The sequence below is a fragment of the Halomonas sp. KX33721 genome (genome assembly GCF_001596805.1).
GTDB classification, from domain to species: domain Bacteria; phylum Pseudomonadota; class Gammaproteobacteria; order Pseudomonadales; family Halomonadaceae; genus Vreelandella; species Vreelandella aquamarina.
Genome location: NZ_LVIA01000043.1, coordinates 1 through 13,453, shown reverse-complemented (window position 1 = coordinate 13,453; position 13,453 = coordinate 1). Strand labels below are relative to the sequence as shown.

14 protein-coding genes, 1 pseudogene and 1 CRISPR repeat array are annotated in these 13,453 nt (G+C 55.1%); of the genes and pseudogenes, 12 read left to right on the top strand and 3 right to left on the bottom strand.

Features of this window, described 5'->3' with window-relative positions:
* Window positions 1–91: 91 nt before the first annotated feature.
* Both A3220_RS14980 and glnA read right to left on the bottom strand, forming a co-directional pair.
* A complete protein-coding gene (locus A3220_RS14980; protein ID WP_062361871.1) occupies window positions 92–625 on the bottom strand; it encodes a DUF4124 domain-containing protein in 534 nt (177 codons plus the stop codon).
* Between the two features lie 119 nt (window positions 626–744).
* Entirely contained in the window at window positions 745–2,151 is a 1,407-nt protein-coding gene (glnA, locus tag A3220_RS14975) for a glutamate--ammonia ligase (protein ID WP_044628803.1), read from the bottom strand.
* 555 nt (window positions 2,152–2,706) lie between these two features.
* Between glnA and A3220_RS14970 the strand changes: the two genes are divergently transcribed.
* The 12 genes and pseudogenes from A3220_RS14970 to A3220_RS14915 all read left to right on the top strand — a co-directional run bounded on the left by A3220_RS14970 (window position 2,707) and on the right by A3220_RS14915 (window position 13,068).
* Window positions 2,707–3,111, top strand: a complete 405-nt coding sequence (locus A3220_RS14970; RefSeq protein ID WP_062375602.1) for a hypothetical protein — start codon at window positions 2,707–2,709, stop codon at window positions 3,109–3,111.
* Between the two features lie 111 nt (window positions 3,112–3,222).
* Entirely contained in the window at window positions 3,223–3,450 is a 228-nt protein-coding gene (locus A3220_RS14965; RefSeq protein WP_354702745.1) for a hypothetical protein, read from the top strand.
* An 84-nt stretch (window positions 3,451–3,534) separates the two neighbouring features.
* Window positions 3,535–3,863: a CRISPR direct-repeat array (repeat unit 28 nt; unit sequence TTTCTGAGCTGCCTGGGCGGCAGCTAAC).
* A 3-nt stretch (window positions 3,864–3,866) separates the two neighbouring features.
* Window positions 3,867–6,164, top strand: a pseudogene (ileS, locus tag A3220_RS14960) (isoleucine--tRNA ligase); the annotation flags it as partial.
* Window positions 6,157–6,705, top strand: coding sequence for a signal peptidase II (gene lspA / locus A3220_RS14955; RefSeq protein ID WP_062375599.1), 549 nt, complete (start codon window positions 6,157–6,159; stop codon window positions 6,703–6,705). The pseudogene ileS and the gene lspA, both read left to right, overlap by 8 nt.
* Window positions 6,706–6,726: 21 nt before the next feature.
* Complete coding sequence (gene fkpB, locus A3220_RS14950) at window positions 6,727–7,170, top strand: FKBP-type peptidyl-prolyl cis-trans isomerase (RefSeq protein ID WP_062375595.1); 444 nt, start codon at window positions 6,727–6,729, stop codon at window positions 7,168–7,170.
* Between the two features lie 36 nt (window positions 7,171–7,206).
* Entirely contained in the window at window positions 7,207–8,187 is a 981-nt protein-coding gene (ispH, locus tag A3220_RS14945; protein WP_058576367.1) for a 4-hydroxy-3-methylbut-2-enyl diphosphate reductase, read from the top strand.
* Window positions 8,188–8,251: 64 nt separating this feature from the next.
* The gene (locus tag A3220_RS18195; RefSeq protein WP_062375592.1) at window positions 8,252–8,665 is read left to right on the top strand and encodes a type IV pilin protein; all 414 of its coding nucleotides are present in this window, start codon (window positions 8,252–8,254) and stop codon (window positions 8,663–8,665) included.
* Window positions 8,666–8,668: 3 nt separating this feature from the next.
* Complete coding sequence (gene pilV / locus A3220_RS14935) at window positions 8,669–9,076, top strand: type IV pilus modification protein PilV (RefSeq protein WP_062375590.1); 408 nt, start codon at window positions 8,669–8,671, stop codon at window positions 9,074–9,076.
* Entirely contained in the window at window positions 9,076–9,570 is a 495-nt protein-coding gene (locus tag A3220_RS14930) for a prepilin-type N-terminal cleavage/methylation domain-containing protein (RefSeq protein ID WP_062375587.1), read from the top strand. The genes pilV and A3220_RS14930 overlap by 1 nt, the downstream gene beginning before the upstream one ends.
* Before the next feature lie 49 nt (window positions 9,571–9,619).
* Window positions 9,620–10,696, top strand: coding sequence for a pilus assembly PilX N-terminal domain-containing protein (locus A3220_RS14925; RefSeq protein ID WP_062375580.1), 1,077 nt, complete (start codon window positions 9,620–9,622; stop codon window positions 10,694–10,696).
* Between the two features lie 60 nt (window positions 10,697–10,756).
* Window positions 10,757–11,779 carry a tryptophan--tRNA ligase gene (locus A3220_RS14920; protein WP_062375579.1) on the top strand — a complete coding sequence of 341 codons (1,023 nt, stop codon included), beginning with the start codon at window positions 10,757–10,759 and terminating at the stop codon, window positions 11,777–11,779.
* A 77-nt stretch (window positions 11,780–11,856) separates the two neighbouring features.
* Window positions 11,857–13,068 carry a YeeE/YedE family protein gene (locus A3220_RS14915; protein WP_062375577.1) on the top strand — a complete coding sequence of 404 codons (1,212 nt, stop codon included), beginning with the start codon at window positions 11,857–11,859 and terminating at the stop codon, window positions 13,066–13,068.
* A gap of 127 nt (window positions 13,069–13,195) precedes the next feature.
* On the opposite strand, the gene tnpA is transcribed toward A3220_RS14915, so the two are convergent.
* Window positions 13,196–13,453, bottom strand: a 258-nt coding sequence (gene tnpA / locus A3220_RS14910; protein WP_128082439.1) for an IS200/IS605 family transposase, incomplete at its 5' end; no start/stop codon positions are given.

Here is a 13,453-nt window from a genome sequence, read left to right as displayed (position 1 = left end):
CTGATGGGCAGCCGGTGTGGGCACAGCGAGCCGTTATAGCGCACTGCCGAACAAATTCAGATACTCCTATGCACCATTGTAGTGCATTGCACTATTCAGCAATAAAAATAGTCACCGGATCGGTGCGGTGTTGAATACGCCCTTGGCTATCCAACAGTTCGGCCTGCAGCTGGTGTTGTCCCGCTGGCAAGCCCGCCAGCCAGAACGCATCGCTATGCAGGGCAGATTGGCTTAGTTCGCCATTCACGAGCAGTTGAATTTGGTGGTCGTCGCGTAGCGGCGGCGAAACCGCCACTTCAACCGGCGTCATATTATTTCGCAACGAGGCCCCCGCCGCTGGGTTAGCAATCGCAAAGCGGTCATAGGGCATAAACGGTTGGCCAGGATTCCCCTTCGCGCGGGGAGACAGAGAAGCAGGCCGAGCAGCGGTAGGCACGCTCTGCAGCGGGGCCAGCGTGATCGCTTTACCACCACGCTCTGGGTTGTCAGTAAACGTCACGTTGCCCTGCGCATCCACCACACGATACACCGTTTGAGCCTGCGCAGCGCTTACCCACAAGCCCAGCAGTAGCGCAGCCCCTGTGGACAAACCACTTTTTTGACGCAAACGCCATCTACTGATCATTACTTTCTCACCCTTATGTTGCTCCAACAAAGAACCCCGCCGAGGCGGGGTTTTTCAGGCTAATCACACCGCAAGGGTGATGTTAGCACTCTTGTTAAAACGGTGTTTAGCAACCGTTCTTAGCAAGAGTAGTACATGTCGAACTCGATCGGGTGAGTGGTCATGCGAATGCGCTCCACTTCTTCCATCTTCAGCTCGATGTAAGCATCGATCATTTCATCAGTAAATACGCCGCCTTCGGTCAGGAACGCACGGTCAGCATCGAGTGCTTCCAGTGCTTGGTCCAGGCTGTTGGCAACGGTCGGTACGGACTTGCCTTCTTCCGGCGGCAGGTCGTACAGGTTCTTGTCCATGGCATCGCCAGGGTGGATCTTGTTCTTGATACCGTCGATACCCGCCATCAGCATCGCTGCAAACGCCAGGTAGGGGTTAGCAGTCGGATCAGGGAAGCGAGTCTCTACACGCTTGCCTTTCGGGCTAGCGGTGTAAGGAATACGGATAGAAGCAGAACGGTTACGGGCACTGTAGGCCAGCATGACCGGTGCTTCGAAGCCCGGAACCAGACGCTTGTACGAGTTGGTAGAAGCGTTGGTGAAGGCGTTCAGGGCACGAGCGTGCTTGATGATACCGCCGATGTAGTACAGCGCCATTTCAGACAGGCCCGCGTACTCGTCGCCAGCAAACTGGTTCTGACCATCTTTCCAGAACGACTGGTGTACGTGCATACCAGAACCGTTGTCGCCTACCAGCGGTTTCGGCATGAAGGTAGCGGTTTTGCCGTAAGCGTGCGCCACGTTGTGGATCACGTACTTCATTTCCTGAACTTCGTCAGCTTTCTTCACCAGCGTGTTGAATTTAACGCCGATTTCGTTCTGACCCGCGTTGGCAACTTCGTGGTGGTGAACTTCCACGGTCTGGCCAATCGCTTCCAGGGTGTTACACATCGCGCCACGGATATCGTGGAAGCTATCGACCGGAGGAACCGGGAAGTAGCCGCCTTTCACGCGCGGACGGTGACCCAGGTTGCCGCCTTCTACTTTATTGTCAGTTGCCCAAGCGCCTTCATCAGACGTGATTTTGTACATAGAGCCCTGGATATCGGACTTCCAGTGCACTTCGTCAAAGATGAAGAATTCCGGCTCTGGGCCGAAGAAGGCGGTGTCGCCCAGACCGGTAGACTGCAGGTAAGCTTCTGCACGCTTAGCGATAGAGCGCGGGTCGCGATCATAGCCCTGCATGGTAGCAGGCTCGATGATGTCGCAACGCAGGATCAGGGTAGCGTCTTCGGTGAAGGGGTCCAGGAAGCCGGTGCCGTCTTCCGGACGCAGGATCATGTCGGATTCATTAATGCCTTTCCAGCCTTCAATAGAAGAGCCGTCAAACATTTGGCCGTTTTCAAAAAACTCTTCATTCACGTCGCGTGCCGGTACGGTGACGTGCTGCTCTTTACCGCGCGTGTCGGTGAAACGCAGGTCTACCCACTTAACATCATGTTCTTCGATTAGCGCGAGAGTCTTGGCTGACATAGTGTCCTCCGGTATGAGCGTGGCTTAAAGCTTGTAACTGTAAGCTATCGATAAAAGTGTTATTCAACAAACCGTTCAACACGCAGCTGCATGTGGCGCGTTTGTCTTTTTTTGTTCGCTTAACGTTTGCCTGACGATGGACAACAAAACGCCCAGCGATCATTTCAGACCGGCTATCGTTGTAGCATGCCGAGAGGCTTCTGCATACGATCTAATAGCTGGTGACAAAACCATCTACAATGTATAAGCACAGAGCATGCCAACTCTGCACCATTATGGCATCAAAAATTTATAATGCTTTGTTTTTAAAATACAAAAACCTATGGAGAGATGCCTCTTCATGTAGCAAAGGTCTTTTGGTTGCGCACAAAAGCGCCTTTATTTTTTATTGGCGCACCATAAAAGCTCATAAAAAGGTATCAGCGCACCAGGTTGGTTCAAAAAACCCAGCGCCTAGCGAGCTACCGTCAGAAAACTTTATCTTGATACGCAAATAAACCAACATCTACAACAAATTACTTTCAGACATGCTTCATAACAAAGGGAGCCGCTTACATGAGTGCGGTTTGCTTTATCGTTGACGCAACAGTGACAGGAGCCTTGCTACCGCGACACCTACGTTCCATCCGAGAGTCGGGCCTTGCAGAGCATGTGGTGCCAATTATTGTGACATGCAATCAGATAGATGAGCGGCTATCGCCCATTGAGCAGCGCTACCATGTGCACTGCTTAATCACGCCCTCGCAAACGCTAAGCGCACGGATCAACCGGGCAGCCTATGTGAGCCAAGCGGAATGGGTGATGATTGCGCTGGATAAACAGCCCCTGGCAGCACAGCTGTGGTACCTACTCTACCCACAGCTACACACCCTAGCGCTAGACGCGCTCTTGATTAGATTGGCCGAGTTCTGCCAACGCACACTACACTTAACGAGCCTTCTTATTTTTATTCACCCATAGTAAGGACGCTCACCATGCACAAGCACATTGAATGGGACGAGCCCGGCAGCGCCAGCGTAGCAGCCCTCTTCAAGGACGACCCCGAACACACGCCCCCCCTACCCAGGTGCCGTGCTTTCCGCCCGTTACCAAGGCCGCATTGTGCGGGTCAAAGTAGAAGCCTACCGCGAAGAAGATGCCGTGAGCATTGGCAGCGTGGCCGCCATTCTCGACCAACGCGGCCACCGCTTTCAGTCACACCAAAATCTCAACGTGGGCGATATGGTGCGACTCCCCGACGACAAACGCGCCATCGAACGCTGGGAAGAGGATGAGGATGAGGATGAGGAGAAGGAGTAGTTGCGGAATTTCTGATGCGCGGCCACGCACCCAACGGTCCGCGACACAATGAAGAGAAAAGCCCATTCACTCTTGGATATTTCAATTTCTGAGCTGCCTGGGCGGCAGCTAACGAGCAAGCAGCTCTGCCGGTCGCTGAGCCTGATTTCTGAGCTGCCTGGGCGGCAGCTAACGCCCTTGGGCTGGTGGGTCATGTCAGCGCCTCTTTCTGAGCTGCCTGGGCGGCAGCTAACAAAAAGGGCGACCTGTGGCACGAGCTCGAGCATTTCTGAGCTGCCTGGGCGGCAGCTAACACGGTGTTAAGCGGATCAAGGGCGATGTATGATTTCTGAGCTGCCTGGGCGGCAGCTAACAATATAGAGCTGCGCAAAGAGCTGGCCGAGCATTTCTGAGCTGCCTGGGCGGCAGCTAACCGTCAGCCAGTGAACTGGTGCTTTGACTGCGGCTCGGCTTTGGCGGAAGCGGAAGTCGAGTACGCCGACAAAAAATCCGATGCCATCGACGTTGCCTTCCCCGTGGCAGACGCCGACAAGCTGGCGGCTGCGTTTGGTTTAAGCGAGCTGGCCAAGCCCGCCGCCGTGGTGATCTGGACCACCACGCCGTGGACCATTCCCGCCAACCAGGCGCTGAATGTTCACCCCGATTTCACCTACGCGCTGGTAGACACCGGCGAGCGCCTACTGCTGTTAGCCGAAGAGCTGGTTGAGAGCTGCTTAGAGCGCTTTGGTCTCCAGGGTGAAGTAGTGGCTACCACACAAGGTAAACAGCTTGATCTGATCAACTTCCGCCACCCGTTCTACGGCCGCCTCTCGCCGGTCTATCTGGCGGATTACGTTGAGTCTGAGGTGGGCAGTACCGGTATCGTTCACTCGGCCCCTTCTTACGGTATGGATGACTTTGTCACCTGCCGCGAGCACGGCATGAGCTTTGACGACATGCTGAACCCGGTGCAGGGCAACGGCGTTTACGCGGATGACCTGCCGTTCTTCGGCGGTCAGATGATCTGGAAAGCCAACCCGAACATCATCGAGAAGCTGCGTGACGTAAACGCGCTGATGGCCCACACGCCGATCACCCACAGCTACATGCACTGCTGGCGTCACAAAACGCCGGTGATCTACCGCGCCACGGCCCAGTGGTTCGTCGGTATGGATATTCAGGGTAAAGATGGCAAAACCCTGCGCGAGCGCGCGCTGGCCGGTATCGAAGCGACGGAATTCACCCCTGCTTGGGGGCAAGCGCGTCTGCACAGCATGATTGCCAACCGCCCGGATTGGTGTATCTCTCGCCAGCGTAACTGGGGCGTGCCGATTCCGTTCTTCCTGCATAAGCAAACCGGTGAGCTGCACCCCAACACCGTAGCGCTGATGGAAGAAGCCGCCAAGCGTGTGGAGCAAGAGGGCATCGAGGCATGGTTCAAACTCGAGCCTTCCGAGCTGCTTGGCGCGGAAGCTGCGGATTACGAAAAAGTCACCGACACGCTAGACGTTTGGTTCGACTCGGGCACCACCCACCGCCACGTGCTGCGCGGCTCGCACCCACACGGCCATGAAAATGGCCCGCGAGCTGACTTGTACCTGGAAGGTTCTGATCAGCACCGCGGTTGGTTCCACTCGTCGCTGCTCACCGGCGCGGCGATTGATGGCCATGCCCCGTATCGTCAGCTGCTGACCCACGGCTTCACGGTGGATGCCCAGGGCCGCAAGATGTCCAAGTCCATCGGTAACGTGGTCGCGCCGCAAAGCGTGATGGATAAGCTGGGCGCCGATATTCTACGCCTGTGGGTAGCGTCTACCGACTACTCCGGTGAAATGGCCGTCTCGGATGAAATCCTCAAGCGCACTGCTGATGTGTACCGTCGTATCCGCAACACCGCGCGCTTCCTGCTTTCCAACCTGAATGGCTTTGATCCCAAGCGGGATCAAGTGGCGTTTGGCGATATGCTGGCGCTGGATCAGTGGGTCGTGGATCGCGCCGCACAGCTTCAAGGCCGCATCGAAACCGCCTACGAGGAGTACCGCTTCCTGGATGTGTACCAGCAGGTACACGGCTTCTGCGCACGGGAGCTTGGCGGCTTCTACCTGGACGTGATCAAGGATCGCCAGTACACCACTCAAACCGACTCGCTGGCCCGCCGCAGCGCGCAAACCGCGCTTTATCACGTGGTGGAAGCGCTAAGCCGCTGGGTGGCGCCAATTCTGTCGTTCACCGCCGAGGAGATCTTTGAGCATATCCCCGGCGAGCGTGGCGATAGCGTGCTGCTGGAGACCTACTACACCGGGCTTTCCACGCTGGATGAGGGCGCCGAGATGGGCCGCGCGTTCTGGGAACAGGTGCTGGAAGTGAAGCACTCGGTGAACAAATGCCTGGAAGACGCCCGTAACGCCAAAGTAATCAAGGGTAGCTTGGCGGCGGAAGTGACGCTGTTCGTCAATGATGAGCTGCACGCGACGCTAGCGAAGCTAGGCGACGAGCTGCGCTTTGTGATGCTCACCAGTGAAGTGCACCTGGCACCGCTGGCAGATGCCGCCAATGCCGAAAGCACTGAGCTTGAAGGCTTGAAGGTTGCGGTGAGCGCCAGTGGGCATGCCAAGTGCGAGCGCTGCTGGCACCACCGGGCAGACGTAGGCAGCGTTGCCGAGCACCCCGACCTGTGTGGCCGCTGCGTAAGCAACCTACCCGAAGGTAGCGGCGAGATTCGTCACTATGCCTAACACAGCCTCCCCGGTGAACGATCCACACCAGCGGCCGCCCATGCGGCGGCCGCTGCGCTGGCTATGGCTTGCCGTGGCGGTCATTGTGTTGGATCTTGCGACGAAGTATGCCGCTAGCCACTTTTTAAGCTATGCACAGCCGGTTGAAGTCTTGCCGTTTTTCAACCTCACGCTGCTGCACAACACCGGCGCGGCGTTTAGCTTTTTGGCTGACCACCCCGGCTGGCAGCGCTGGTTCTTTGCGGCGATTGCTATTGGTGCCAGCATTGGCCTCACCGTTTGGCTATCCCGCGTGCGTGCGGATGAGAAGCTGCTCGCTATCGCCTTGCCGCTGATTATCGGTGGGGCGCTGGGTAACCTATACGACCGCTTAATTCATGGCTATGTGGTGGATTTTCTCTCTTTCCATGCGGCAGGCTGGTATTACCCTGCCTTTAACGTGGCGGATATCGGCATTACCCTAGGGGCCATTGGCCTTATCTGGGAGTCGGTGATGGGCGAGCGTCGCCGCAAAAAAGCCGCGCACTCTTCATCTTCTTAACATGCCAATGAGTGAGGCATCATGGATTACCTAATTGACGACGGGATGGAAATTACCCTGCACTTCACGCTGAAGCTGGAAGATGGCACGGTGGTGGATTCCACCAAAGAGAAGGCACCGGCCACGTTCCAGTATGGCGACGGCAATCTGCCACCGGGGTTTGAACACCCCATTAAAGGCATGGCAGCGGGCCAGAGCGGGACGTTTCATATCACCCCTGAGCATGCGTTTGGCCAGCATAACCCGCAGAACATTCAAACCCTGAAGCGGGCCGACTTTGGCGACGAAACGCCTGAAATCGGCATGGTGATGTCGTTTGCTGATAAAGCAGGAACGGAATTGCCTGGCGTGGTCAAAACCATTGACGGTGACCGCGTAGACATTGACTTCAACCATCCGCTGGCAGGACGTACATTGACGTTTGAGGTTGAAGTGCTCAACGTTACGCCGATCACCACACACTAATTTCCTGAGCGATGCAGGTTGCATCAAGGCGCTTTTATGCAGTCATCAGAGTCATCTCAGCCCGTACAGATCAAGCTAGCCAACCCGCGCGGGTTTTGTGCGGGTGTCGACCGCGCGATTGATATCGTCAACCGCGCGCTGGATGTCTTCGGCCCGCCGATTTACGTTCGCCATGAAGTGGTGCACAACCGCTTTGTAGTAGAAACCCTGCGTGAACGCGGCGCGGTCTTCGTGGAAGAGCTCCATGAAGTGCCCGACGATGTGATTGTCATCTTCTCTGCCCACGGCGTTTCCCGGGCGGTGCAGCAAGATGCCGAGCAGCGTGGCCTGAAAGTGTTCGATGCCACCTGCCCGCTGGTCACCAAAGTGCATATGGAAGTGCTGCGCTACGCCAAGCGCGGCCAGGAGTGCATTCTGATTGGCCATGAAGGTCACCCGGAAGTAGAAGGCACCATGGGGCGCTACGACACCTCCCACGGCGGCAAGATTTATCTGGTGGAGGATGAGCAGGACGTTGCCAATCTGGTTGTCAATGACCCCTCGGCGCTAGCGTTCGTCACCCAAACCACGCTCTCCATGGATGACACTGCCAAAGTGATCGACGCGCTGCGGGAGAAATTCCCTGAGATTCAGGGGCCGCGCAAAGACGATATTTGCTACGCCACTCAAAACCGTCAGGACGCGGTGCGTGAGTTGGCGGCGGATAGCGACTTGGTGCTGGTGGTCGGTAGCCCCAACAGCTCGAACTCCAACCGGCTGCGTGAGCTTTCTGAGCGTATGGGCACCCCCGCGTACTTGATCGATAACGCCGAGCAAATCGATCCATCGTGGTTAGAAGGCATAAAACGTATTGGCGTCACCGCTGGCGCGAGCGCCCCTGAAGTGCTCGTCAAAGGCGTCATTGATAAGCTGCAGACACTGGGCGCGGAAGCCCCCGTCGAACTGCAAGGGCGTGAAGAGAACATTACATTCTCTATGCCCAAAGAGCTGCGTGAACAGGTGATCGTCAGCGGATAATGCAAACCGTATCGGTTTAAGACATACTCCAAGTATGAGTAAACCGATATGGGAGCATCGCTTAGTGACTTATGGTTTTAATCGCCGCGCAGGGGATTATGGTAAGCACCAGCGCGGCTTTACCCTCATCGAATTACTGATTGCGGTGGTCATTATTGGGATCATCGCCAGCATCGCCTACCCCAGTTACGCCCGCTATGTAGAGCGCAGCCAGCGTGCTGAGGCCAAAGCTGTGCTCATGGAAACAGCCAGTATCCTTGAGCGCTGTTATACCAATAATTACAGCTATGAAAACTGTACTGTTGCCGAGCAGTATCTTGATAGTCAATCAAATGACTTATATATGTTCGATATAATTGAACCCAGTGCAGGGAGTTATACAGTCAGTGCAACTGGCGAAGAAGGCCGTGTGAAAACTGGATGTGAGACGCTGGAGCTACACAGTAACGGTGATCGTTCTCCTAGAGACTGTTGGTAACTTATGACTCAACGTGGCTTTAGTTTAATAGAGGCACTCATTGCGTTATTGGTGCTATCCATTGGGTTAATTGGGGTGGCTGCTATGCAGCTAAAAGCGCTGCAAAGCGCTACTGCCGGTTACCAGCGCTCGGTGGCGACGTTGGCTGCTGTAGACGCCCAGGAGCGGCTTTGGGCGCAGCTGGCTCAGAACGTAAGCTGTGATGAAATGGTAGACAATGTGCTAAGCGACTGGCAAGACGATTGGTTTGTTGGCAGCGATACACCCATTCGCTACTTTTCCGGAGCTATCACCCTTAGTAGTGAAGCGTGTGAGTTTGAAATCGCAGTGACAGCCGGAGATAGTGGCCCAACCGAGGACAATGAGCCACTGGCGTACACTGTTCGCCTTCCTCAAATAGGTAGCTCATAATGTTTCAAGCGCGCCAAGCAGGCTTTACCCTTGTTGAGCTAATGGTTGCGATGGCCATTGGTACAGTGATTATTTTGGGTGCTGGGCAGCTTTTTCTCACTACGTTTCACACCTTTGATAAAGTCAAAGAGCTTAGCCGTAAGCAGGAAACAGTGGTGTTTGCGACGACAGCGTTAGTTAACGAGTATCGAAAAACCGAAAGAAAAGATAACTATAGCCTTGCTGAAACGACAGGTAATCCTGATGAGTGCTCAATTAGAGCGCTTGCTAGCGACTCAGGTAACGCTTCACACCCTCGGCCGATAGTAGGCGGATTGGCTCCTTTTGCAGAGGGAAGTGAAACACCTGTTTGCGATTCGGGCAGATTCATGGAAATGATTAACTTAGACGACGCAGTTGGTTCTTATCGCCGTTTCACGCTCGATTTTAAGCGTGATGACGAAGAAGAAACAATAGAGTCGATTTCGTTTCATGTGATGGAGCGAAAGTTTTAATCTATGAAGTTTGCAGCTAAGTCTACAGGTGTTAAGTAGCGAGGATAAAATGCAAAAACAGCAAGGCGCTGCTCTTATTATTGCACTGGTGTTACTTAGTGTGTCGCTAGTAATCGGCATGTCGGGTATGAGCGCTGCACTGGTTGATGAACGGCTGGCGGGAAACTACAGAGCGGCTGCATTGGCGCAGATGGCTGCCGAGGATATGGCAGTCTGGGTAATAGAGGATGGGTTCCAAGACGCTGAACAGTGGACTCCTCCCGATAGCACGCTGGATGACACGCAAGTTAGTGATCAGTTTGCCCTGGAGCGCAGATACGGAAATTGCGTACAAGGAGGGATGTGCACTGATGCCAACCTTTTTATTGTGCGTGGGCGTGTCATAGCCAATGATCACGACGGATTAGTTATTGCTGAGCACTTTCTAGAAGTAGGGCAAACCGGAGGTGATATAGATACGCCTGGCGATTTTCCAAGTACGCTAAGCGCCACGCTGCTCTGCGTTGGCGATAGCTGCCCTACAGATGGCAGTGCTAGCATCTCAAATTACTTTATGGGGGCGGCAAACTTACCTAATAGCTTTGATTGCAATGGTAGTGGTTGTCGACCTGGCGGTGGCAGTCGTGAAAACGAAAATCCGCAAACAAATAATGAGTTTTTCGAAAATAGTTACAACCAGTCTAATAATATCGATGAGTGGGAAGCATTTGTTAATCAGTTAAGCGGTGAAGAGGTGAGTTCGGGAAGCTTAAGCCAGGGTAGCCCAGGCATCCCTCGAATTATCGAAGTGGTTCCAGGTGACGAAGTTAAGTCCTCTGGCAACACGAACACATTGGGCATCATTGTGGTGAGGCGCGGCGCTGAGTTCCGTGCTAATGGCACGGGCAGCCATGAGGGCATCATTATTGTAGAAGGCAGTAAAGGAGTACCAGGGGAACCTGGGTTTGAGCCTGCGGGACAGATAACGCTGGGGAATAACTTTAGCCTTTACGGCTCTTTAGTGTCCTTTAATAGCATAGATAACATCAATGCTAGCTCACCAACACCAAACGGTGGTGCTAGGTACAACGCCAGTGCTTTAACAGGACTGCCGGCCGGGGGTGGGCTTGTTTGGTCTTCTTTATGATGTATGTTCGCCTTGCCTTAGACTAAACGTTATCATGATCTAATTTGCGAAAAGGCTTGCATCGTGACCCAATCCAAAACCCGCGTCCTCACCGGCATCACCACGACCGGCACCCCGCACCTTGGCAATTATGTCGGGGCGATTAAGCCTGCCATTGAGGCCAGCCAAGACCCCAACGTGCAGTCGTTTTACTTTCTGGCGGATTACCACGCGCTGATCAAGTGCCAAGACCCGAAGCGCGTGCAGGAGTCTCGCCTGGAGATCGCCGCGACGTGGCTGGCGCTTGGCCTGGATACCGACAACGCGATCTTTTACCGCCAGTCGGATATCCCGGAAATTCCAGAGCTGATGTGGATGCTCTCCTGCGTGTGTGCCAAGGGGCTAATGAACCGCGCCCACGCTTATAAAGCCGCCGTGGCAGAGAATGAAGAGGCCGGTAATCAAGACCCGGATAAAGGCGTCACCATGGGGCTGTTCGGCTATCCGGTACTGATGGCCGCCGATATTTTGATGTTCAATGCGAATAAAGTGCCGGTTGGCCGCGACCAGATTCAGCATATCGAAATGGCGCGAGATATGGCTGGCCGCTTTAACCACCTGTTTAAAGGCCAGTACTTTGTACAGCCTGAAGCCGTCGTGGATGAGAAGGTGGAAGTGTTGAAAGGGCTGGATGGACGCAAGATGTCCAAAAGCTACAACAATACGATTCCGCTGTTTGTGAGCGAGAAAAAGCTGCAGAAGCTGGTGCGTAAAATCAAAACCAACTCGCTGGAACCCGGCGAGCCGAAAGACCCGGATACCTGCACCCTGTTCCAGATTTTCTCAGCCTTCGCGAGTGAATCCGAAGCGTTGGCTATGCGCCAGCAGTACGCAGAGGGCATTGGCTGGGGCGAAGCGAAAGACCGCGTATTTGAGTATGTCAACGCCCACCTAAGCGCCCCTCGTGAGCGTTATAATGCGCTGATGGAAGACCCGGCGCATATTGAAGCAGTTCTGCAAAAAGGCGCTGAGCGTGCCCGTGAGGAAGCCGCCGTGACCATGGATCGGCTGCGTGCTGCGGTAGGGCTTGGACGGTTTGTTTGATCACTTGATAACCCTTATCTAAATTAGCTAAGCGCTTGATTTCTGTCGGCGCTTTTAGCATTACTTAAAGGTGAGCTATGGCGACGACCTCTACGGTGGCACCGGTTAACTATCGAGTGCCTCTATTGGCAACTGCGGCCATTGTGCTGGGTGCCTTGGTGATTGGTGTGCTGTTTAGCGCCAATATCGGCTTACTTATGATCGTAGGTGGCCTGCTGGGTATGGTGCTGTACCACGCGGCGTTTGGCTTTACAGCGGCGTGGCGGGTGTTTATTACCGAGCGCCGTGGGCGTGGGCTGCGGGCGCAAATGGTCATGCTGGCGATTGCCGTGGTGCTGTTCTTCCCGGCGCTGGGCGCGGGCAGCCTGTTTGGTACGGAAGTGCGCGGCTTCGTTTCTCCCATCGGTATTTCTGTATTAGTGGGCGCGTTTATCTTCGGAGTAGGTATGCAGCTAGGCGGCGGCTGTGCGTCGGGCACGCTGTTTACCGCAGGCGGCGGTAATGCACGCATGCTGATTACGCTGGTGTTCTTTATTGTGGGGTCGGTGATTGGTACCGCGCACTTTGCCTGGTGGCAGAGCCTGCCCGCTTTCCAGCCGGTATCGCTGGTCAATGTAGCCGGAGTTGGCGGCGGTATTGGCATTAGCTTGGTGCTGTTTGCTGCGATTGCGGTGTTGACCGTGATTATGGAGAAGCGCCGCCACGGTCATCTAGAGCAAGCCCCGATGGTGGATAAGCCTGGAGCCGAGCGTTGGTTATCCGGCCCGTGGCCATTAGTCGCCGGAGCGGTCGCCCTGGCACTGCTAAACTTTGCCACGCTGGCACTGGCTGGCCGCCCCTGGGGGATTACCTCTGCATTTGCACTGTGGGGAGCCAAAAGCTTTGAGCTGGTGGGTGGCGATGTGAGCCAGTGGGGCTACTGGCAGGCACCCGGCAATGCCGCCGCGCTGGAAGCCAGCGTGTGGAGCGACATTACCACAGTGATGAACGTCGGTATTATGTTGGGTGCGCTGGCAGCGGCCAACCTGGCCGGGCGCTTTGCCCCTAACTTCCGTATTCCACTTAAATCTGTGCTGGCGGCGGTGATTGGCGGCATTATGCTGGGCTACGGGGCTCGCTTGGCCTTTGGCTGCAACATTGGCGCTTACTTTAGCGGCATTGCTTCCGGCAGCCTGCATGGCTGGGTGTGGATGGCAGCGGCCTTCGCTGGCAACATGGCAGGCGTTAAGCTGCGCCCGCTATTTTTTGATGGCGAAGCAGGGCGCAAGCCGGTAGCGAAAAGCTGCTAAACGTTCCGCCGTTCAAACTGCGTCATAGCGCCTTGGTTAACGCCAAGGCGTTTTTTTATCGAACATCGCGAAAAACCCCGTACTTCTTCTAGTGCGAGGATGGATAGCGAGGGGCGCGAGAGCGCCCCTAGTCCGGCCTCGATTGTTGCTCAATATACTGTTTGACCATGCTCAGGGGGGCGCCTCCGACACTTCCCGCAAAGTAGCTTGGACTCCACAGCGAGTTCTTCCGGTAGGCGGGCTGCACCAGTTCAGGGTGTAGTAACTTCATCCGCCGGCTGGATACCCCCTTCAAACTATTCACCAGCCTGGATACCGCCACTTTGGGTGGAAAGTTGACAAGCAAATGGACGTGATCGGTTTCACCGTTGAACTCCTGTAGCTC